Here is a 20,350-nt window from a genome sequence, read left to right as displayed (position 1 = left end):
TCGCCCCATTCCGGCGAACGGAGCGTATCCTGGATCACCCTGACGGGCCGGTCCGCTCACCAGCGGGTCGGCCTGTGCCATTCCCAGGCTTCCTGGACGGAAGGACCTCCCGCCATGACCACCATCTCGACCGCCACCACGGGACTCGACCACACGGACGGTCAGGGCCTCCAGGCGGTGCTGCTGGACATGGACGGGACGCTGGTGGACACCGAGGACTTCTGGTGGCAGGCGGAGTTCTCGCTCTTCGCCGAGCTGGGCCACGAGCTCACCGACGCGGACCGGGCCCAGGTGGTCGGCGGCCCGATGAGCCGGGTGATCGCCTACCTGCTCGAGCGGACGGGTGTGGACCTGGCCCCCGCCGACCTCACGGTGCTGATCAACCAGCGCTTCGTGGACCTGCTGGCGGGCGGTGTCCCGCTGATGCCCGGCGCCGAGCGGCTGCTCAACACCCTGAACGCGCACGGTGTTCCGGCGGCCCTGGTCTCCGCCTCGCACCGGCACATCATCGACATCGTGCTGCAGAGCCTGGGCGCCCACCACTTCGCCTTCTCGATCGCCGGCGACGAGGTCGCCAGGACCAAGCCGCACCCCGACCCCTACCTGGCCGCCGTAGCCCGCTTCGGTGCCGAGCCCGGCCGCTGCGTGGTGGTCGAGGACGCACCGCTGGGTGTCCAGGCCGGGCGGGCGGCGGGCTGCCCGGTCATCGCGGTGCCCTCGGTCGCGCCGATCGAGCCGGGCCCGGGGCGTACGGTGCTGAGCTCGCTGGAGCAGGTCGATCTGGAACTGCTGCGCTCGGTGGTCGCCGCCCGGGTCTGAGACTTCGAAACTGACGGTCCGTCAGTAACGTGAGAGGGGTCCACACCTGCCCCGGGTGTGAGATTGATCTCCCGACAGCGGTGTAGAAATCGGGCATTGGCTGACAACTCGTCGGCCGATCGGCGGCGGCCGCCCGCCCGTGCCCGCAGGGCCGGGTCGCGGGTGAATTCCGGCCATGTTCGATGTGGCACGCTACATCTCGATCAGTGTCCCCCCACGAAAGCTGCTCCGGAACTCCCCAACCGCACCACCGCCGCCGACGGGTGATCCCGCCGGCGCCCTGACAGTGCAGTCGTACGGACCCCGCAGGCGCTCGCCACCCCCGGAGCGCCGGGCGGCAGCCACCGGCACCCACGGGCCGGCCCGCAGGAGAAGGAACGTATCCGCATGACCTCAGCCAACAGACTGGCCGTGCTCGGCTGCGCGGCGCTGGTCGCCACCACGGCAGCCGGCTGCGCCTCCGCCACCAAGGCCGTCACGGGCGGCTCCGGGAACAACGGCCCGATCACCCTGGGCACGGTCAACGTCACCAGCGTGCTCGACCCGGCCGGTTCGTTCGACGCGGGCTCATGGCTGGTGCTCAACAACGTCTTCCAGTCACTGCTCAAGTTCCCCAGCGGGGCCACCACGCCGCAGCCGGACGCCGCGAAGTCCTGCGACTTCGCCGGCACGGACGCGATGACGTACCAGTGCACCCTGCGCGACGGGCTGAAGTTCTCCAACGGGCACCCGCTGACCAGCGAGGACGTGGTGTTCTCGGTGCAGCGGCTGCTGAAGATCAAGGATCCGAGCGGCCCCGCCTCGCTGCTGTCCACCGTCAAGTCGGTGGAGGCCAAGGGCGACTCCCAGGTGGTCTTCCACCTCAACGCCCCGGACGCGGTGCTCCCGGCCAAGCTGGCCACCGCGGCCGGGTCGATCGTGGACCACCAGGTGTTCCCCGCCGACAAGCTGCTGGCCAACGACCAGCTGGTCGGCTCCGGTCCTTACAAGATCGACTCGGTCGAGGCGATGCCGGACAGCGACACGCACGCTCCCGGCAAGATCACCCTCTCCGCGAACAGCCAGTACGGCGGTCAGTTCAAGCTGCAGAACGACAAGTTCACGGTCCGGTACTTCGAGAAGCCCGAAGAGGTCAAGGAGGCGCTGGACAAGGGTCAGATCGACATCGCCGACGACAACAGCCTCCCTCCGGCCAGCGCCGCCGAGCTCAAGCAGAACCAGCTGGCCGGCAAGACCGACTTCAAGGTGAACGAGGGCGACAGCGCCCAGACCCGCCTGCTGATGTTCAACACCAAGGACGCGACCGGCGGCAACCAGGCCGTCCGGCAGGCGGTGGCGCAGCTGGTGGACCGCAAGGCGCTGGCCCGCGACGCGTACGCGCAGACCGTCCAGCCGCTCTACTCGCTGATCCCGGCCGGGATCACCGGCCACAACACCGCCTTCTTCGACAGGTACGGCGACCCGAACGTGGCCAAGGCGAAGAAGATCCTCTCTGACGCCAAGGTCCAGACGCCGGTCAAGCTGAGCATCGCCTGGTCCCGGGGCATGGCGGGCAACGCCGAGGTCGACGGGATCAAGAAGGAGCTGGAGGAGAGCGGGCTGTTCCAGGTCGACCTCCGGCTGGAGTCGGACTGGACGAAGTACAAGGAGGGCTGGAAGTCCGGCGCCTACCAGGCGTACATCGCCACCTGGACCGCCGACTACCCCGACCCGGACGACTTCATCAGCCCGATCGCGGTGGACGGCGGCGCCTTCCACACCGGCTGGGACGACCCGCGGATCTCGCACCAGCTGGTGCCGGACGCCATCAAGCAGACCGACCGGACGGCGGGCGGCGACTACACGCAGATCCAGAACACGATCGCGGAGGCGGCGCCGATCGTCCCGCTGTTCCAGTTCAAGTCGTTCTACGTGGCGCGCGAGGGCATCACCGGGGTCGAGAACACCGTCGACACCACGGGCGTCTTCCGCTTCTGGGAGGTCGGCCGCAGCAAGAAGTGAGCCGGCGGCGCGGTGAGCCCACACCGTGACGGCGAAGGGCGGTCCCTCCTCGCAGGAGGGGCCGCCCTTCGCCGTCGGGGTCAGAGAGCGCCGGGCCGGACCAGGCCGCTCTCGTACGCGTACACCGCCGCCTGGACCCGGTCGCGCAGCTGGAGCTTGGTGAGCACATGGCCGACGTGGGTCTTCACGGTGGTCTCACTGACGAACAGCTCGCCGGCGATCTCCGCGTTGGACAGCCCCCGGGCGACCAGCCTGAGCACCTCCACCTCGCGCTCGGTCAGCGCCGTCAGCGCCTGCGGCGGCGCCTCGTCGCCGGACGGCAGCCTGGTGGCGTACATGTCCAGCAGCCGGCGGGTGATGCTCGGGGCCAGCATCGCGGCGCCGTCCGCGACCACCCGGATCGCCTGCACCAGCTCCTCCGCCGGGACGTCCTTCAGCAGGAAGCCGCTGGCGCCCGCGCGCAGCGCCTCGACCACGTACTCGTCCAGGTCGAAGGTGGTCAGCACCAGCACCTTGACCGGGCCGTCCCGGCCGGGACCGGCGATCCTGCGGGTGGCCTCCACACCGTCCATCCGGGGCATCCGGATATCCATCAGCACCACGTCGGGCTGGAGCGCCCGTACCTGCTCCAGCGCCTGCTGACCGTCCCCTGCCTCGCCGACCACCACCAGGTCGGACTCGGCCTCCAGAATCATCCGGAAACCGGTGCGCAGCAGTGGCTGGTCGTCCACCAGCAGCACTCGGATCGTCACCTACGACTCCTTGTTGCTTTCGTCGCTCTTGAGCTCGGTCACTCCCGCCGGTGCGGCGAGGTCCGCGGGCCCGCTCCCGGGGCCCGCCAGGATCGGCAGCGGGTACGGCGGGGGAGTGCCCCCGAACTCAGGGCAGCTTGCCTGATGGTCGCACCAGTCGCACAGCCGATTTCGGGTGGCCGGGAAGCGGCCGGTGGCCACCGCGCCGGAGATCGCCTCCCACAGCGCCTCCAACTTCCGCTCCACCGCCAGCAGATCGGCCTCGTCCGGGTCGTACGTGACCACGTCGCCCCCGCCGCCCAGGTACACCAGCTGGAGCCGCCTGGGGATGACGCCCTTCCAGCGCCACACCACCAGGGCGTAGAACTTCATCTGGAACATGGCCTTGCCCTCGAAGTCCCGCGAGGGCGCCCGCCCGGTCTTGTAGTCGACCAGCCGGACCTCGCCGGTCGGCGCCACGTCGACCCGGTCGATGTAGCCGCGCAGCAGCAGGCCCGACCCCAGCACCGTCTCCACGTACAGCTCGCGCTCCGCGGGGTGCAGCCGGGTCGGGTCCTCCAGCCGGAACCACCGGGCCAGCAGCTTCTCCGCGTCGCCCAGCCAGCGGGCCACCGCGGCGCCGTCCTCGTCGTCCGGGAAGAGTCCGGCGAGCTCCGGCCGCTCGGACAGCAGGCGCTGCCACTGCGGCCGCAGCAGGCCCAGCGCCCGGTCCGGGGTCCGCTCGGCCGGCGGGTGGTCGAAGAGGCGCTCCAGCACCGCGTGCACCACCGTGCCACGGGTCGCCGCCGCACTCGGCGGCTCGGGCAGCCGGTCGATCACCCGCAGCCGGTAGAGCAGCGGGCAGGTCATGAAATCGCCCGCCCGGGACGGGGACAGCCCCGTCGGCGCCACGGCCTGCCGGGGTACGCCGGGCGCGGTGAGCTGAGTGCTGTCGGTCTGGTGCATGCCCCCGACCCTATTGCCCCGCGCTCACATCCCGCTGCCAAGCCGCTGACACCGGGGTCCCCGGCCGCCGTCGGCACGCCCGCCCGCGCTCGGGGACGGTGCGACCCTGGGAGTGTGCGAACGCCCCCGGCGACGCCGGGTCGGCGCAATCCCGGGTCCGCGGGTGCGCAGGAGAGGCGGCGGCGGGGTATGACGTGGATAGCGAGGGGCGCACGGGGATTGCCGCCGGAGATCACGTAGCGTGGGCACACAGTGGGGGACGTACGGACCTAGCGAAGGGGCCACGGTGAGTGACATCAGGGGGCAGCAGACCTCCGAACAGCCACCGACCGACGGGAGCAAGACGCCCGGCGGCCCCGGGCGGCCCGGAGGGATCCTGATGGGGCGTCCCTTCGGCGTGCCGATCTACGTCACACCGTCCTGGTTCGTCATCGCCGCGCTGATCACCTGGGTCTTCGGCAGCCAGCTCGCCACCGTCCTGCCCGAACTGGGCCGCGCCCGCTACCTGGTGTCGCTGTCCTTCGCGATCGCCTTCTACGGATCGGTCCTGGTCCACGAGCTGGCGCACACCCTGGTCGCCCTGCGCTACCGGCTCGGTGTCCGCCGCATCCAGCTCCAGTTCTTCGGCGGTGTCTCGGAGATCGAGAAGGAGGCCGAGACCCCGGCCCGGGAGTTCTGGCTGGCCTTCGTCGGACCGCTGCTCTCGCTGGCGCTCGGCGGGGTGTTCTACCTCGCCCTGTTCGCGGTCGAGCCGGGGACGGTACCCAGCGTGCTGCTGGCGGGGCTGATGGTGAGCAACCTGGTGGTGGCCGCCTTCAACCTGCTGCCCGGACTGCCGCTGGACGGCGGCCGGATGCTGCGCGCCGTGGTCTGGGGCATCACCGGCCGCCCGATGGCCGGGACGGTGGCCGCGGCCTGGGTCGGCCGGGCACTCGCCCTGGCGGTGCTCTTCGGCCTGCCGATGGTGGCCGCCTCGCGCGGGGTGGACCGCACGGCGACCGACAGCCTGATCGACGGCGCGCTCTCCGCGGTCCTCGCCGTGATCATCTGGAACGGTGCCACCACCGCCGTCCGCAACGCCCGGCTGAAGGAGGCGCTGCCCGGGCTGCGGGTCGGCGAACTGGCCCGCCGGGCGGTCGAGGTCGCCGCCGACACCCCGCTGGGCGAGGCGCTGCGCCGGGCCCGCGAGGCCGAGGCCGGCGCCGTCGTGGTGGTGGACGGCCGGGGCGAGCCCACCGCCCTGGTCAAGGAGGCCGCGGTACGGGCCGTCCCCGAGCACCGCCGCCCCTGGGTCGCGGTCGGCCCGCTCGCCCGCGCCCTGGAGCCCGGCCTGTGCCTGAGCCTGGAGCTGAGCGGCGAGGAACTGCTGGCCGCGCTGCGCCGCACCCCCGCCAGCGAGTACCTGGTGGTCCGCCCGGACGGCACCCCGTACGGAGTGCTCGCCCTGGTCGACCTCGAACGCCGGCTCACCGCCGCCGTCGCGGGGCGGCCGGCCGGCCCCTGAACCAGCCCCGGAGCGCTCCCGACGGCGGCGGACGGGCACGTGGTCGGCGGAGCGTTCCGATTCCCTTAGGATTGTCCGCATGTCCGAACCGACCGGTGCCACCCGCCGACGCGGGCCCTTCCAGGTCGGGGACCAGGTCCAGCTGACCGACCCCAAGGGCCGCCACTACACGTTCACGCTCCAGGCCGGGAACCAGTTCCACACCCACAAGGGTGCGTTCCCGCATGACGAGCTGATCGGCGCCCCCGAGGGCACTGTCGTGCGCACCACGGGCAACGTCCCGTACCTCGCGCTGCGCCCCCTGCTCCCCGACTACGTCCTGTCCATGCCGCGCGGCGCTGCCGTGATCTACCCCAAGGACGCGGGGCAGATCCTGGCGATGGCCGACATCTTCGCGGGTGCCCGCGTGGTGGAGGCCGGCGTCGGGTCCGGTGCGCTCAGCACCTACCTGCTGCGCGCCGTCGGCGACACCGGCATGCTCGCCTCCTACGAGCGCCGCCAGGACTTCGCCGACATCGCTCGCGGCAACGTCGAGCGCTACTTCGGCGGGCCGCACCCGGCCTGGAAGCTCACCGTGGGCGACCTCCAGGACAACCTGGTGGAGACCGACGTCGACCGGGTCATCCTCGACATGCTCGCCCCCTGGGAGTGCCTGGACGTCGCCTCCAAGGCGCTCGTCCCCGGCGGCCTCATCTGCTGCTACGTGGCCACCACCACGCAGATGTCCAAGACCGTCGAAGCCCTGCGCGAGCACGGCACCTTCACCGAGCCGCAGGCCTGGGAGACCATGGTCCGCACCTGGCACCTGGAGGGCCTGGCCGTCCGCCCGGACCACCGGATGATCGGCCACACCGGCTTCCTGCTCACCGCCCGCCGCCTCGCGGACGGCGTCGAGCCGCCGCTGCGCCGCCGCCGCCCGGCCAAGGGCGCGTACGGCGAGGACTACGACAACGGTTCAGCGGAGCCGACCCTGCAGGAGCGCGCCGCCGCCCGCAGGGCCGCCCGCGACACGTCGGTCGAAGAGCCCGACCTCGGCTGAGAAGTGCCCCGAAGGGGGCGCGAGGGAAGTTCTCAGGGGCGCGGGGAACCGCGCGAATCAGGAGATGTCCCTCCGGTGATTCTCCACCGGAGAACGAGGTGCACCACCCGCCGAGAGGCCGGGTGGTGCACCTCTCTCATCCGCCCCGGCCGGAGGGGGCCGTTGCCGGTTTCACGCACTTCCCCGATTGCCACGCAGTGCGCCGGATGTGGGACGATGCTGCCTCACACCACCACCGTGGAGGGGACTGCCCGGTGCAGGAAGCAGACGAGACGGTGCACCAGATCCCGGCGAGCGACCAGCCCGAGCGGCCCACGCACGCCCGGCCCCGGCACTGGGCGTTGGTGGCCGCCGCCTGTGCCGCCGTCGTGGGCGGCGCGCTGGTCACCACCCCGGCCCAGGGCAGGCCGACCCCGAGCCCGGCCGGCCAGTCGGCCGAGGCACTGACGGCGGCCGAGGCGCCGGACCCGGCCAAGGCCCAACTGCCGCTGGACTGCGGCCCGTTCCCGGTCACCGTCGCGCTGAGCTTCGGCGCCAGGCTGAACGGCGTACCGAGCACGGTGGCCGCCGCGCACTGCGCGGCCCCGAACGGCACCCCGAGCGACGCCGTCTTCCTGCTCACGGCGGGCCCCGACGGCCGCCCGACCGTCGAGGCGAGTCTGCTCACCGAGGCGGACCGGCTCACCGTCACCGCCCTCAAGGTGCGCAGCGACGGCACCATAACGGGCCACGCCAAGGGCTACTCCAGCGACGACGTCCCGCGCTTCGCCCCCGACCTGGTCCTCAGCCTCAACTGGACCCGGCACGGCACCGGGTGGACCCGTACCGAGACCAAGGCTCCCGTGAACCAGGCCTGACCGCCGCCCAACCGCCGACCGGCGCCTGCCGGTTGGCGGTCGGACGGCGCAACTCGCACCGGTCCGTGCCCTGCTGGGCCGCCTGGACCGCGGTCAGTCGGCGTCGGGGCCGTAGACCTCGACCCGGTCGGCGGCACGGCGGACGTGGATGCAGTCGCCGGGGCAGTCCCGGACGGAGTCGACCACGTCCTGAAGCAGCGTCAGCGGCACCGGGACGCTCTCGCCGGGCTGTTGGCGCAGTTCGTCGTCCTCGCCCTTCACATAGGCGAGGCCGTCGATGTCCAGCTCGAAGACCTCCGGTGCGTACTGCACACAGATGCCGTCGCCGGTGCACAGATCCTGATCGATCCAGACCTCTAGCGCTTCGCCGGTGTCCGACATGTCCCCTGCCGTTTCTGTCCGCGGTCGCCCTTGATGGGGCATTCCTGCCATTCGTACACCGATCCGAGCTCCACCATGGGCCGCGACCGGATATTGACCTGACCGACGATACATCTGGTCCGCTTTGGGCGGTGCGCGGTGGGTATCTCCCTAGCAGAGGGGAAGCGTGCAAGGGCGGAGATCGGACACGCCCGTTCCATCTTTCTGATCTAGGGGTTTACGGACCCCTGGGTGCAGGTAGGGTCTGGAAGCGTCCAGCTCCCCCCGGAGGAGGTGAGGACCGTGGCAGCCCACGATGACGATTACAACCGCAGCGCCGGCCGTCCCGCTCGTGGTTCCGACGAGGCCGCTCAGGTCTCGTACCTCGAGCAGGAGATTGCCGTCCTGCGCCGTAAGCTTGCCGACTCGCCGCGTAACTCAAGAATCCTTGAGGAACGCATCGTCGAGCTCCAGACCAATCTGGCCGGAGTAACCGCCCAGAACGAACGGCTCGCTTCCACGCTGCGCGAGGCCCGCGACCAGATCGTGGCTCTCAAGGAGGAAGTGGACCGGCTGGCCCAGCCCCCCGCCGGATTCGGCACCTTCCTCAGCGCCAACGAGGACGGTACCGCCGACATCTTCACCGGCGGGCGCAAGCTTCGTGTCAACGTCAGCCCGAGCATCGAGCTCGACGAGCTGCGCCGCGGCCAGGAAGTGATGCTCAACGAGGCCCTCAACATCGTGGACGCGATGGCCTTCGAGCGCATCGGCGACATCGTCACCCTCAAGGAAGTCCTGGAGGACGGCGAGCGCGCCCTGGTCATCGGCCACACCGACGAGGAGCGGGTGGTCCGGCTCGCCGAGCCGCTGCGCGAACTCACCCTGCGGGCCGGCGACGCCCTCCTGCTGGAGCCCCGGTCCGGCTACGTCTACGAGGTCGTCCCCAAGGCGGAGGTCGAGGAGCTCGTCCTCGAAGAGGTGCCGGACATCGACTACCGGCAGATCGGCGGTCTGTCCAACCAGATCGAGCAGATCCGCGACGCGGTCGAGCTGCCCTACCTGCACGCCGACCTGTTCAAGGAGTACGAGCTGCGCCCGCCCAAGGGCGTGCTGCTCTACGGCCCGCCCGGCTGCGGCAAGACGCTGATCGCCAAGGCGGTCGCCAACTCCCTGGCCAAGAAGGTGGCGGAGGCCACCGGGCGCCCGCAGGGCAAGAGCTACTTCCTCAACATCAAGGGCCCCGAGCTGCTCAACAAGTACGTGGGCGAGACCGAGCGGCAGATCCGCCTGGTCTTCCAGCGGGCCCGGGAGAAGGCGAGCGAGGGCACCCCGGTCATCGTCTTCTTCGACGAGATGGAGTCGCTCTTCCGCACCCGCGGCTCGGGTGTCAGCTCGGACGTGGAGAACACCATCGTCCCGCAGCTGCTGGCCGAGATCGACGGTGTCGAGGGCCTGGAGAACGTCATCGTGATCGGCGCCTCCAACCGCGAGGACATGATCGACCCGGCCATCCTGCGACCGGGACGACTGGACGTGAAGATCAAGATCGAGCGTCCGGACGCCGAGGCGGCCAAGGACATCTTCTCCAAGTACCTCAAGGACTCGCTGCCGTTCCACCCGGAGGACCTCAAGGAGCACGAGGGCTCCGTCCCGGCGACGGTGGCCGCGATGATCCAGTCGGTGGTGGAGCGGATGTACTCGGAGACCGAGGAGAACCGCTTCCTGGAGGTCACCTACGCCAACGGTGACAAGGAGGTCCTGTACTTCAAGGACTTCAACTCCGGCGCCATGATCCAGAACATCGTGGACCGGGCGAAGAAGATGGCCATCAAGGACTTCCTGGAGAACGGCCAGCGCGGACTGCGCGTCTCCCACCTGCTCGCCGCCTGCGTCGACGAGTTCAAGGAGAACGAGGACCTGCCCAACACCACCAACCCGGACGACTGGGCCCGGATCTCCGGGAAGAAGGGCGAGCGGATCGTCTTCATCCGCACCCTGGTCACCGGGAAGCAGGGCGCCGAGTCCGGCCGCTCCATCGACACTGTCGCCAACACGGGGCAGTACCTCTGACGGTTCGAGCCCACCGTCCGGCTGCACCGCTTCGCACGGTCGCAGCCGGACGGTTCGTCTCAGGACTAGGCTCGACCCATCGTCGGCGGAGTGTCCGCCACGGATGGTGTGTAGGCGGTACGTCAGTGCCAGGCCCGGCCGGGCAGGGCACCGGGCAAGGAGGGCCGCATGACCGTACGGCGCGTGATGGGGATCGAGACCGAGTACGGGATCTCGGTACCGGGGCACCCCAACGCCAACGCCATGCTCACCTCGTCCCAGATCGTCAACGCGTACGCGGCGGCGATGCACCGGGCACGGCGGGCCCGCTGGGACTTCGAGGAGGAGAATCCGCTGCGTGACGCCCGGGGTTTCGACCTCGCGCGGGACGTCGCGGACGCCAGCCAGCTCACCGACGAGGACATCGGCCTGGCCAACGTCATCCTCACCAACGGTGCGCGGTTCTACGTGGACCACGCCCACCCCGAGTACAGCTCACCCGAGGTGACCAACCCGCGCGACGCGGTGCTCTGGGACAAGGCCGGGGAACGGATCATGGCCGAGGCGGCGCAGCGTGCCCTGGAACTGCCCAACGGGCAGAAGATCCACCTGTACAAGAACAACACGGACAACAAGGGCGCCTCCTACGGCACCCACGAGAACTACCTGATGAAGCGGGCGACCCCGTTCGCCGACATCGTCCGCCACCTCACCCCGTTCTTCGTCTCCCGCCAGGTGATCACCGGGTCGGGCCGGGTGGGCCTGGGCCAGGACGGCTCCGCCGACGGCTTCCAGCTCAGCCAGCGGGCGGACTACTTCGAGGTCGAGGTCGGCCTGGAGACCACCCTCAAGCGCCCGATCATCAACACCCGGGACGAGCCGCACGCGGACGCCGAGAAGTACCGCCGGCTGCACGTGATCATCGGGGACGCCAACCTCTCGGAGATCTCCACCTACCTCAAGCTGGGCACCACCTCGCTGGTGCTGGCGATGATCGAGGACTCCTTCATCGCCGTCGACCTGGCGGTCGACCAGCCCGTCCGCACCCTGCACCGGGTCTCCCACGACCCCTCGCTGAGCCACCTGGTCACGCTGCGCAGCGGCCGCAAGCTCACCGCGGTCCAGCTCCAGATGGAGTACTGCGAGCTTGCCCAGAAGTACGTCGAGGACCGCTACGGCCAGGACGCGGACGAGCAGACCAAGGACATCCTCGCCCGCTGGGAGGACGTCCTGGGCCGCCTGGAGCGCGATCCGATGAGCCTGTCCCGGCAGCTCGACTGGGTCGCCAAGAAGGAGCTGCTGGAGGGCTACCGCCAGCGTGACGGCCTGGACTGGGACAGCCCCCGGCTGCACCTGGTCGACCTGCAGTACAGCGACGTACGCCCCGACAAGGGCCTCTACAACCGCCTGGTGGCCCGCGGCCGGTTCGAGCGGCTGCTGACCGACGCGGAGATCGAGGCGGCCGTCGCCAAGCCGCCGGAGGACACCCGGGCGTACTTCCGCGGTCGCTGTCTGGAGCAGTACGCCGAGCACGTCGCCGCGGCCTCCTGGGACTCGGTCATCTTCGACCTGCCGGGGCGCGACTCGCTCCAGCGGGTCCCCACCCTGGAGCCGCTGCGGGGTACCCGAAACCACGTCAAGGAGCTGCTCGACCGCTGCCGCACCGCCGAGGACCTGGTCCGGGTGCTGTCCGGCGGCTGAGGCCGGCGGTCACACCCTGATCACCACGGGTGAAGGCGCCCGGGATGGGAATCATCCGGGGGAGCGCGGAGCGTTGAAGTAGAACTGGGAGCGGGATCCGCGCCCGATCGATAGGGTCTGACCAGCAACACCACAGACCAGCCGTGCGAGACGAATCGAGCGGGGTGAGGAAAATGGCGAGCAAGGACACCGGCGGCGGCCAGCAGCGGGCGAACCGCTCCTCCGAGGAGGTCGAGGAGCAGGCCGCCGAAGCGCAGCAGTCCGAGGACCTCAAGGAACGCCAGGAAAAGCTGAGCGATGACGTCGACGCGGTTCTGGACGAAATCGACGACGTCCTGGAGTCGAATGCCGAGGATTTCGTGCGGCAGTTTGTCCAGAAGGGCGGACAGTGACAGAAAGGTCCGCTGCCGAATGGCGGGCCTGACACCGTTTACCCGAGAGTCTGCATTCGCGCGCAATGGGTCCGGAGGGCTCGTTGCGCGCGAATGCGCTGATAATCGGACGCACCCGGGATGTGGTTCCGCGCCACGGAACGGGTAAGGTCCGGGGCATCCGAAATGATCTACCTGGAAGGAATCGAGTGGAAGCCAACAGTGGTGGCACCGGGCGTCTACCGGCCGCCTTCCTGACCCCCGGGTCCTCGTCGTTCATCGACTTCCTGGCGCAGCACCAGCCCGAACTCCTCCCCGGGCGCCGCAGCCTGCCCGAGGGCATCGTGGAGGCGCCGCACGGCACCACCATCGTCGCCGCGGTCTTCGACGGCGGCGTGGTGATCGCGGGCGACCGCCGAGCCACCATGGGCAACGTGATCGCCCAGCGGGACATCGAGAAGGTCTTCCCCGCCGACGAGTACAGCGCGGTGGGCATCGCCGGCACCGCGGGCCTCGCCGTGGAGATGGTCCGGCTGTTCCAACTGGAGCTGGAGCACTACGAGAAGCTCGAAGGCACCGGTCTGTCCCTGGAGGGCAAGGCCAACCGCCTCACCACGATGATCCGGGGCAACCTCGGGATGGCCCTGCAGGGCCTGGCCGTGGTCCCGATGTTCGCCGGTTACGACCTCGACCTCGGCCGCGGCCGGATCTTCAGCTACGACGTCACCGGCGGCCGCTCCGAGGACCGCGGGTTCGCCGCCACGGGATCGGGCTCGGTGTTCGCCCGGGGCTCGATGAAGAAGCTCTACCGCGACGGCATGACGGCCGATCAGGCGGTCACCCTGGTGGTCCAGGCGCTGTACGACGCGGCCGACGACGACTCCGCGACCGGTGGCCCGGACCTCGCCCGCAAGATCTTCCCGATCGTCCTGCTGATCACCGAGGACGGCCTCCGCAGGCTGTCCGAGCAGGAGGTCGCCGAGATCGCGGTCTCCATCACCGACCAGCGCCTGGAGCAGCCCGACGGTCCCCGGGCCCCGCTCCTCTAGTCCGCCGAACCTTCCCTTCCCGCCCGTCCACCGGGCGGGAAGGGCCCACACCAGAAGGGACGGACACCGGTGTCCACGCCGTTCTACGTCTCCCCCCAGCAGGCCATGGCGGACCGCGCGGAGTACGCCCGCAAGGGCATCGCCCGCGGCCGCAGCGTGGTGGTGCTCACCTACGCCGACGGCATCCTCTTCGTCGCGGAGAACACCTCCCGGGCGCTGCACAAGGTCTCGGAGATCTACGACCAGATCGCCTTCGCCGCGGTCGGCCGCTACAACGAGTTCGAGAACCTGCGGATCGGCGGCGTGCGCTACGCCGACCTGCGCGGCTACTCCTACGACCGGGCCGATGTCACCGCCCGCGGCCTGGCCAACGTCTACGCCCAGACGCTGGGCACCATCTTCTCCTCGGTCGGGGAGAAGCCGTACGAGGTCGAGCTGATCGTCGCCGAGGTCGGCCGTACCGCCGACGAGGACCAGATCTACCGGCTCACCCCGGACGGCTCGGTGGTCGACGAGAAGAACACCGTGGTGGTCGGCGGCAACGCCGACTCCATCGGCAACTACATCGGCCAGCGCCACCGCACCGGGATGACCCTCACCGAGGCCCTCAAGGTGGCCGTCGAGGGCCTCGCCAGGGACCCCAACGGGGGCACCCCGCGCAGCCTCACCCCCGAGCAGCTGGAGGTCGCCGTGCTGGACCGCCAGCGCTTCCAGAAGCGCAAGTTCAAGCGCATCCTCGGCGGCCAGCTCGGCCGGCTGCTGGGCGGCGACGAGAGCGCCGCCGCGGAGGAGGAGGCCAGCGCCGGCGAGACGGCTGAGTGACCCGGCGGCGGGAGTCCCGTACGGTCCGACGGCCGTGCGGGACTCCCGTACGCCTGCGGCCAGTTGAACGCGTCTCGGGGTCGGAATTCCGCCCCCGGCCCCAGGCCGGGGACACCCCCCGTCCCACAAGGGTTTCGGATGGCTTCCGGAAGAGAAAAGATGCCTCATGGACCGCCGAATTTTCGGGCTGGAGAACGAGTACGGTGTCACGTGTACGTTTCGGGGACAACGACGACTGTCTCCGGACGAGGTGGCCAGGTACCTCTTCCGCCGCGTAGTCTCCTGGGGCCGCAGCAGCAACGTCTTCCTGCGCAACGGCGCCCGCCTCTACCTCGACGTGGGCTCGCACCCCGAGTACGCCACTCCCGAGTGCGATGACGTCGTCGAGCTGGTCACCCACGACAAGGCGGGCGAGCGCATCCTCGAAGGGCTTCTCGTGGACGCCGAGCGGCGGCTGCACGAGGAGGGCATCGCCGGGGACGTCTACCTCTTCAAGAACAACACCGACTCGGCCGGCAACTCCTACGGCTGCCACGAGAACTACCTGGTGGCCCGGCACGGGGAGTTCTCCCGGCTGGCCGACATCCTGATCCCGTTCCTGGTCACCCGCCAGCTGGTCTGCGGCGCGGGCAAGGTGCTGCAGACCCCGCGCGGTGCGGTGTTCTGCGTCAGCCAGCGGGCCGAGCACATCTGGGAGGGCGTCAGCTCGGCGACCACCCGCTCCCGCCCGATCATCAACACCCGCGACGAGCCGCACGCCGACGCGGAGCGGTACCGGCGGCTGCACGTCATCGTCGGCGACTCCAACATGTCGGAGACCACCACCCTGCTCAAGGTGGGCGCCACCGACCTGGTGCTGCGCCTGATCGAGGCCGGGGTGGTGATGCGGGACCTGACCCTGGAGAACCCGATCCGGGCGATCCGCGAGGTCAGCCACGACCTCACCGGTACCCACCAGGTCCGGCTCGCCAACGGCCGGGAGGCCAGCGCGCTGGACATCCAGGAGGAGTACTTCACCAAGGCGCTGGACTTCGCCGACCGCAAGGGCATCAACACCGGCACGGTGGCCCGGGTGCTGGACCTGTGGGGCCGCACCCTGGAGGCGGTGCGCACCGAGGACCTGGCCAGGGTCGCCACCGAGATCGACTGGATCATGAAGTACAAGCTCATCGAGCGCTACCGCGAGAAGCACCAGATGACCATGTCCCACCCGAGGGTGGCGCAGATCGATCTCGCGTACCACGACATCCACCGCCGGCGCGGCCTGTTCTACCTGCTCCAGAACAAGGGGCAGGCGCAGCGGGTCACCAGCGACCTGAAGACCTTCGAGGCCAAGTCGGTGCCGCCGCAGACCACCCGGGCCCGGCTGCGCGGGGACTTCATCCGGCGGGCGCAGGAGCAGCGCCGGGACTTCACGGTGGACTGGGTGCACCTGAAGCTGAACGACCAGGCGCAGCGCACGGTCCTGTGCAAGGACCCGTTCCGCGCGGTGGACGAGCGGGTGGAGAAGCTGATCGCGGGGATGTGAGCCACCGCCAGGTGACGCCTGCTCGGGGATGGTGATCGGACGGCCGGTCCGGTCACCATCCCCTTGCCCGCGCGCTGTGTCTGCGCCGCGGCGGGCGGGTCGGGCCATAGTCTGACCGCTATGCGTCGAATCGCCGGTTTGCTGGTAGTCCTTCCGCTTTCGCTGCTCGCCGCCTGCGGCGGCGGGGCGCCCTCCTCGCCGGGGGGCTCGCCGAGTGCCTCGGCCTCGGCGGCCCCGGTGCCGAGCCCGGTCGCCTCCGCCTCCCCGATGCCGACGGTGTCCGGGGACTTCGGGAGCAAGGCGAACATCACCATCCCGGCGGGCCAGCCGAGCGGGCAGTTCGTGGTGGACACGCTGAGCGAGGGCGAGGGGCCCGCGGTCGGCAAGGGCGACTGGGTGACGGTCAACTACACCGCCAAGGACTGGACCACCGGCAAGGACGTGGGCAACTCCTACGAGGCCAACCAGAAGCCGCAGCTGTTCCAGGCCGGGAAGGGCCAGCTGGTGCCGGCCTTCGACCAGGGGGTGCTCGGGCGCAAGGTGGGCAGCCGGGTGCTGGTGGTGGCCCCGCCGGCGGCGGGGTTCGGGGCCAAGGGCAATCCGACGCTCGGGGTGAACGCCGGGGACACGGTGGTGTTCGTGCTGGACGTGATGCAGGCGGTCCCGCAGGACTCCACCGTCACCGGGGCGGTCACCGAGCCGCCGGCCACCATGCCGCAGGTCAAGGACAACGGCAAGGCCGCGCCGACGATCACCGTGCCGGCCGGGCAGGCGCCGCCGACGGACCTGGAGAAGGCGGTGCTGATCAAGGGCGACGGCAAGCAGGTGCAGGCCGGGCAGACCATCGTGGTCCAGTACACCGGCGTGCTGTGGAGCAACGGCCAGCAGTTCGACTCCTCCTGGAGCCACGGCGGTGCGCAGGCGCTGCAGGTGGGCACCGGAAGCCTGATCAAGGGCTGGGACGAGGGCCTGGTCGGGCAGACGGTGGGCAGCCGGGTGCTGCTGGTGGTGCCTCCGGCGCTCGGCTACCAGAACCAGTCGCAGGCCGCGGTACCGCCGAACTCGACGCTGGTCTTCGTGATCGACATCCTGGAGGCGGTCTAGCAGCCAGCTGTACTGACCACGGAGGTCGGTGACAGGGGTCACGGCTGGGTGATCTTGAAGTGACACCGTAACGCACCCCTGGCCGAGACCGGACGCCTGCGCCTGGCCCGCTGCGTGGTCGAGGACGGCCGGCCGCTGCGCCGGGAGCGGGCCGTGCCGTACAGCTCGGCCAGCGCGGCGTGCGGGAGCCCAGTGCGCAGGCGGACCAGGGTGACCGGCATCCGGTCGGTGAAGACCAGGTCGTGCTTGGGCCCGGCGCCGGCCTCCCGCTGCCGTTCGGCACCACGCCGCTCGCGCAGCGCCGATCGATGTGAACCGAGGGCATCGCGGGTCCGCCCCGCCGATCAGGGCTGGATGTTCTCCAGGTCCTCCAGAAGGCTGGGGTGCTTCGGCTCCCAGCCGAGCGCCTGCCGGGTGCGGATGCTGGACGAGGGCTGGTCGGCCTTGAAGATCGGGCCGAGCGGGCCGTAGGTCTCCTCCGGCACCGACTCGACCGGCAGGCCCAGCCGTCGGCCGATGACGGCCGCGATGTCCCGTACCTGGTCCCCCTCGTCGGCCACGGCGTGCCAGGCGGTACCGGCCTGAGCCCGCTCCAGGGCGAGCCGGAAGAGAACGGCCGCGTCGAGCGCGTGGACGGCGGGCCAGCGCTGTGTGCCGTCGCCGGGGTAGCCGGAGATCCTGCTCTGGCGTGCGATGTTGGTCAGCAGGCCGGCGAACCCGCCCATGCCCTCGTTGTGAACGGTGCGCGGCAAGCGTACGGACGTGCTCCGGACCCCGTGCGAGGCCAGGCCCAGGACCGCCGTGACCGTGCGACCGCGGCCGCCGACCGGCCCGTCGGTCGGCACCGGGTCGGCCTCGGTGGAGGCACGGCCCGGCACCCAGGGCGTACCCGAGACGGTGACCAGGGGGCGGTCGCTGCCGACGAGCTCCTCGCCGAGGGTGGTGAGGGCGGCGGTCTCCTCGGCGACGTTCCGGGCGAGGGCCTCGGGGCTGCTGAAGTCGTTGCCGAAGGCCAGGTGGATCACCCCGTCGGTCTGGGCGGCGCCGGAGCGCAGGACGTCCAGATCGGCGAGGCCTCCCCGCAGCGGCTCGGCGCCGGCTGCCTCGGCGGCCTGTGCGGAGGCGTCGGAGCGGGCGAGCGCGAGGACGGTGTGGCCGTTGCCGAGGAGTTCGGCGACGACGGCGGAACCGATCAGACCGGTGCCGCCGGTGACGAAGACGCGCATGGAAACCCTCCCAGGAGTGATGGGACTCTTGTCCCATCACTCTAACAGGGTGATGGGACAAGAGTCCCATCACATATGCTGAACCCATGGGTCGATGGGAACCAGGTGCACGTGAACGCCTCGTCGTGGCCGCGGTGGACCTGTTCACGGAGCAGGGGTATGACGCCACGACGGTCGCGCAGATCGCCGAGCGTGCCGGTGTCACCAAGAGCACCTTCTTCCGGCACTTCCCCGACAAGCGCGAGCTGCTGGTCGCCGGGCAGGAGACGCTGTGCCGGCTGCTGACCGAGGGGATCGCCGACGCGCCCGGTAACGCCAGCCCGCTCGAGGCGGTCGCTGCCGGTCTCGAGCGCGCCTCGACCGCGATGGGCCCCGGAAGTCGCGAGCTCGCCCCCCGCCTGAAGGCGGCCGTCGCCGCCAGCGCCGAGCTTCAAGAGCGTGACACCCTCAAGACCGTCAGTCTCGCGGCCGCGATGACAACCGCTCTGGTCGCCCGCGGCGTACCCGATCCGACTGCGGCTCTCGCGGGCGAGCTGGGCGTCCTCGCTTTCAAACGGGGGTACGCCGAATGGGCCGAGGACGACCGTGGCGCCGAGGGCGAGCTCGCCGGGTACACCCTGGCGGCCCTGGGCGAACTGCGTGCGGCGAGCGCATCGCTGGGCTGACCGGTCGAGCATCGTCCAGCGCTGGTGCGGTGGACGGGAAGCAGACCGAAGAGGTGAACCGCGAAGTCCAGGTCCAGCGGACCGCTGGGCCCGTCACCCTGATGGCCGTAGCCTCGGAGGGCATGGGCGGCAGAACCACCCGGCCTCATGGTCACCTGACATACTGCTGCCCTTCCGGATGTGGTAGGAGTCGTCAGGCCCTGGTGAGGGGGCGGCGCTGGGATGGACGGGGAGTCATGACTGAGAACACTTCGGGCCAGGGCAAGGGCACGGCGAGCGATGGCGTCGCCGGTGACCCGGCCGCCTCGCGGCCCGGTGGCCCGCTGCCGGGCGACGGTGAGTCGATCGTGGTGCCGCCGTCGATCCTGGCTCAGCAGGCCGGCTGGGGGCAGGGCCCGGCGCAGCCGGCCGCGAGTGCGGCACAGCGTGAAGAGGCGCCGCAGGTGTTCGCCTCCACCGTGCGCAAGAAGGAGGTCGACGAGTCCGGGTACGACGAGAACCCGGGCTCGGCCGGCCGGCTCGGGGTGATCCTCGGCACGGTGCTCGCGGTCCTGCTGGTCGGCAGTGGCGTCACGCTGTACCTGACCGACAAGTCGGGCTCTTCCAGCAGCTCCAAGGCGGCCGACCCCGCGCCCACCTCGGCCGCGCCGACGGCGGACCCCGTGCCGCCGATCAAGGACAGTGCCAAGGTGCTGCCTGCGGTCTCCGGCGACTTCGGCAAGAAGGCCACCATCGACGTGCCCAAGGAGGCCGCCGACGGCACCTTCGTGGTCAAGCAGCTCTCCGAGGGCGACGGACCGAAGGTCGACAAGGGCAACTGGGTCTCGGTCGACTTCACGGCCAAGGACTGGACCACCGGCAAGGACATCCAGGGCACCTACGACAGCGGCAAGCCGCAGCTGTACCAGGCCGGTTCGGGTTCGCTGATCCCGGCCCTGGACAGCGTGGTGGCCGGGCACAAGGTCGGCAGCCGGGTGCTGGTGGTGGCCCCGCCGGCGGCCGCCTTCGGTCCCCAGGGCAACAGTGCGATGGGCGTCGGCGGTACCGACAACCTGGTCTTCGTCCTGGACATCCGGCAGGCCAACGCCCCGGACGCCACGCTGAGCGGCGACATGGCCGAGCCGCCGGCCGGGATGCCCAAGGTGAAGGACAACGGCAAGAAGGCCGCCGACATCACCCCGGTGCCGGGTGTGCCGGACCCGACCGAGCTCAAGTCCGCGGTGCTGATCCAGGGCAAGGGCCGGAAGGTCGAGGCCGGTGAGAAGGTCGTGGTCCAGTACACCGGCGCGCTCTACAAGGACGGCAAGAAGTTCGACTCCTCGCTGGACCACGGCCAGGCGTTCAGCTTCGTCACCGGTGGCGGCAACGTCATCGAGGGCTGGGACAAGGGCGTGGTCGGCCAGAACGTCGGCAGCCGGATCGAGTTGGTGATCCCGGCCTCGCTGGGCTACAAGGACAAGGCCACGGGTTCGATCCCGGCCAATTCGACACTGGTCTTCGTGATCGACATCCTTGACGCGGGTGTCGGCACGGCCGACAACTAACCGACAATGGTCCG

19 protein-coding genes are annotated in these 20,350 nt (G+C 70.4%); 14 read left to right on the top strand and 5 right to left on the bottom strand.

All coding sequences use genetic code 11. The annotated features are described in order from the left end of the window. Window positions 1-114 precede the first annotated feature (114 nt). Both ACSMTC_RS07700 and ACSMTC_RS07695 read left to right on the top strand, forming a co-directional pair. A complete protein-coding gene (locus tag ACSMTC_RS07700) occupies window positions 115-819 on the top strand; it encodes an HAD family hydrolase (protein ID WP_436558891.1) in 705 nt (234 codons plus the stop codon). Between the two features lie 387 nt (window positions 820-1,206). Next, on the top strand, window positions 1,207-2,820 hold the full coding sequence (locus ACSMTC_RS07695) for an ABC transporter substrate-binding protein (protein ID WP_436558890.1): 1,614 nt from the start codon (window positions 1,207-1,209) through the stop codon (window positions 2,818-2,820). Window positions 2,821-2,900: 80 nt separating this feature from the next. Here the strand turns inward: ACSMTC_RS07695 and ACSMTC_RS07690 are convergent, their stop codons facing one another. Both ACSMTC_RS07690 and ACSMTC_RS07685 read right to left on the bottom strand, forming a co-directional pair. Further along, window positions 2,901-3,572 (bottom strand): response regulator, encoded by a 672-nt coding sequence (locus ACSMTC_RS07690; protein ID WP_436558889.1) that lies wholly within the window; start codon window positions 3,570-3,572, stop codon window positions 2,901-2,903. Continuing rightward, window positions 3,573-4,517 carry a RecB family exonuclease gene (locus ACSMTC_RS07685; RefSeq protein ID WP_436558888.1) on the bottom strand — a complete coding sequence of 315 codons (945 nt, stop codon included), beginning with the start codon at window positions 4,515-4,517 and terminating at the stop codon, window positions 3,573-3,575. It lies immediately after the preceding gene. A gap of 286 nt (window positions 4,518-4,803) precedes the next feature. Between ACSMTC_RS07685 and ACSMTC_RS07680 the strand changes: the two genes are divergently transcribed. From ACSMTC_RS07680 to ACSMTC_RS07670, 3 genes are all read left to right on the top strand, one after another. Next, on the top strand, window positions 4,804-6,021 hold the full coding sequence (locus ACSMTC_RS07680; protein ID WP_436558887.1) for a site-2 protease family protein: 1,218 nt from the start codon (window positions 4,804-4,806) through the stop codon (window positions 6,019-6,021). A 79-nt stretch (window positions 6,022-6,100) separates the two neighbouring features. After that, window positions 6,101-7,060 carry a tRNA (adenine-N1)-methyltransferase gene (locus ACSMTC_RS07675; RefSeq protein ID WP_436558886.1) on the top strand — a complete coding sequence of 320 codons (960 nt, stop codon included), beginning with the start codon at window positions 6,101-6,103 and terminating at the stop codon, window positions 7,058-7,060. A 254-nt stretch (window positions 7,061-7,314) separates the two neighbouring features. Beyond that, the gene (locus ACSMTC_RS07670; RefSeq protein WP_436558885.1) at window positions 7,315-7,917 is read left to right on the top strand and encodes a hypothetical protein; all 603 of its coding nucleotides are present in this window, start codon (window positions 7,315-7,317) and stop codon (window positions 7,915-7,917) included. 93 nt (window positions 7,918-8,010) lie between these two features. Here ACSMTC_RS07670 and ACSMTC_RS07665 read toward each other — a convergent pair whose 3' ends face one another. Beyond that, window positions 8,011-8,298, bottom strand: a complete 288-nt coding sequence (locus tag ACSMTC_RS07665) for a ferredoxin (RefSeq protein ID WP_436558884.1) — start codon at window positions 8,296-8,298, stop codon at window positions 8,011-8,013. Between the two features lie 282 nt (window positions 8,299-8,580). On the opposite strand from ACSMTC_RS07665, the gene arc reads away from it, so the two are divergent. The 7 genes from arc (at window position 8,581) to ACSMTC_RS07630 (ending at window position 16,901) form a co-directional block, all read left to right on the top strand. Continuing rightward, window positions 8,581-10,347 (top strand): proteasome ATPase, encoded by a 1,767-nt coding sequence (gene arc / locus ACSMTC_RS07660; protein ID WP_436558883.1) that lies wholly within the window; start codon window positions 8,581-8,583, stop codon window positions 10,345-10,347. Window positions 10,348-10,515: 168 nt separating this feature from the next. Continuing rightward, entirely contained in the window at window positions 10,516-12,027 is a 1,512-nt protein-coding gene (gene dop, locus ACSMTC_RS07655; RefSeq protein ID WP_436558882.1) for a depupylase/deamidase Dop, read from the top strand. Window positions 12,028-12,200: 173 nt separating this feature from the next. Further along, window positions 12,201-12,419 (top strand): ubiquitin-like protein Pup, encoded by a 219-nt coding sequence (locus tag ACSMTC_RS07650; RefSeq protein ID WP_280699658.1) that lies wholly within the window; start codon window positions 12,201-12,203, stop codon window positions 12,417-12,419. A gap of 188 nt (window positions 12,420-12,607) precedes the next feature. Beyond that, complete coding sequence (gene prcB / locus ACSMTC_RS07645) at window positions 12,608-13,447, top strand: proteasome subunit beta (protein WP_436558881.1); 840 nt, start codon at window positions 12,608-12,610, stop codon at window positions 13,445-13,447. Between the two features lie 69 nt (window positions 13,448-13,516). Next, window positions 13,517-14,269 carry a proteasome subunit alpha gene (gene prcA / locus ACSMTC_RS07640; RefSeq protein ID WP_436558880.1) on the top strand — a complete coding sequence of 251 codons (753 nt, stop codon included), beginning with the start codon at window positions 13,517-13,519 and terminating at the stop codon, window positions 14,267-14,269. A gap of 166 nt (window positions 14,270-14,435) precedes the next feature. Continuing rightward, window positions 14,436-15,797: a Pup--protein ligase gene (gene pafA, locus ACSMTC_RS07635; protein WP_436558879.1), complete on the top strand. Its 1,362-nt coding sequence runs from the start codon at window positions 14,436-14,438 to the stop codon at window positions 15,795-15,797. Window positions 15,798-15,935: 138 nt separating this feature from the next. Then, window positions 15,936-16,901: an FKBP-type peptidyl-prolyl cis-trans isomerase gene (locus ACSMTC_RS07630; RefSeq protein WP_436558878.1), complete on the top strand. Its 966-nt coding sequence runs from the start codon at window positions 15,936-15,938 to the stop codon at window positions 16,899-16,901. 38 nt (window positions 16,902-16,939) lie between these two features. On the opposite strand, the gene ACSMTC_RS07625 is transcribed toward ACSMTC_RS07630, so the two are convergent. Further along, entirely contained in the window at window positions 16,940-17,122 is a 183-nt protein-coding gene (locus ACSMTC_RS07625; protein ID WP_436558877.1) for a hypothetical protein, read from the bottom strand. Between the two features lie 123 nt (window positions 17,123-17,245). Beyond that, window positions 17,246-18,127 (bottom strand): SDR family oxidoreductase, encoded by an 882-nt coding sequence (locus tag ACSMTC_RS07620; protein ID WP_436558876.1) that lies wholly within the window; start codon window positions 18,125-18,127, stop codon window positions 17,246-17,248. A gap of 86 nt (window positions 18,128-18,213) precedes the next feature. Here ACSMTC_RS07620 and ACSMTC_RS07615 point away from each other — a divergent pair, with 86 nt between their 5' ends. Both ACSMTC_RS07615 and ACSMTC_RS07610 read left to right on the top strand, forming a co-directional pair. After that, entirely contained in the window at window positions 18,214-18,792 is a 579-nt protein-coding gene (locus ACSMTC_RS07615; protein WP_436558875.1) for a TetR/AcrR family transcriptional regulator, read from the top strand. 236 nt (window positions 18,793-19,028) lie between these two features. Continuing rightward, complete coding sequence (locus tag ACSMTC_RS07610; RefSeq protein WP_436558874.1) at window positions 19,029-20,336, top strand: FKBP-type peptidyl-prolyl cis-trans isomerase; 1,308 nt, start codon at window positions 19,029-19,031, stop codon at window positions 20,334-20,336. Window positions 20,337-20,350: the final 14 nt, after the last annotated feature.

Source organism: Kitasatospora sp. HPM-01-4 (assembly GCF_051374625.1).
Taxonomy (GTDB): domain Bacteria; phylum Actinomycetota; class Actinomycetes; order Streptomycetales; family Streptomycetaceae; genus Kitasatospora.
This window is presented reverse-complemented; position numbering and strand designations above follow the sequence as displayed.

Excerpts from the sequence above, each read along its gene's own strand:
- ACSMTC_RS07700 (WP_436558891.1), top strand. The coding sequence starts at position 115 with ATGACCACCATCTCGACCGCCACCACGGGACTCGACCACACGGACGGT.
- ACSMTC_RS07695 (WP_436558890.1), top strand. The coding sequence starts at position 1,207 with ATGACCTCAGCCAACAGACTGGCCGTGCTCGGCTGCGCGGCGCTGGTC.
- ACSMTC_RS07685 (WP_436558888.1), bottom strand. The coding sequence starts at position 4,517 with ATGCACCAGACCGACAGCACTCAGCTCACCGCGCCCGGCGTACCCCGG.
- ACSMTC_RS07675 (WP_436558886.1), top strand. The coding sequence starts at position 6,101 with ATGTCCGAACCGACCGGTGCCACCCGCCGACGCGGGCCCTTCCAGGTC.
- ACSMTC_RS07665 (WP_436558884.1), bottom strand. The coding sequence starts at position 8,298 with ATGTCGGACACCGGCGAAGCGCTAGAGGTCTGGATCGATCAGGATCTG.
- dop (WP_436558882.1), top strand. The coding sequence starts at position 10,516 with ATGACCGTACGGCGCGTGATGGGGATCGAGACCGAGTACGGGATCTCG.
- ACSMTC_RS07650 (WP_280699658.1), top strand. The coding sequence starts at position 12,201 with ATGGCGAGCAAGGACACCGGCGGCGGCCAGCAGCGGGCGAACCGCTCC.
- pafA (WP_436558879.1), top strand. The coding sequence starts at position 14,436 with ATGGACCGCCGAATTTTCGGGCTGGAGAACGAGTACGGTGTCACGTGT.
- ACSMTC_RS07625 (WP_436558877.1), bottom strand. The coding sequence starts at position 17,122 with ATGCCGGTCACCCTGGTCCGCCTGCGCACTGGGCTCCCGCACGCCGCG.
- ACSMTC_RS07620 (WP_436558876.1), bottom strand. The coding sequence starts at position 18,127 with ATGCGCGTCTTCGTCACCGGCGGCACCGGTCTGATCGGTTCCGCCGTC.
- ACSMTC_RS07615 (WP_436558875.1), top strand. The coding sequence starts at position 18,214 with ATGGGTCGATGGGAACCAGGTGCACGTGAACGCCTCGTCGTGGCCGCG.
- ACSMTC_RS07610 (WP_436558874.1), top strand. The coding sequence starts at position 19,029 with ATGACTGAGAACACTTCGGGCCAGGGCAAGGGCACGGCGAGCGATGGC.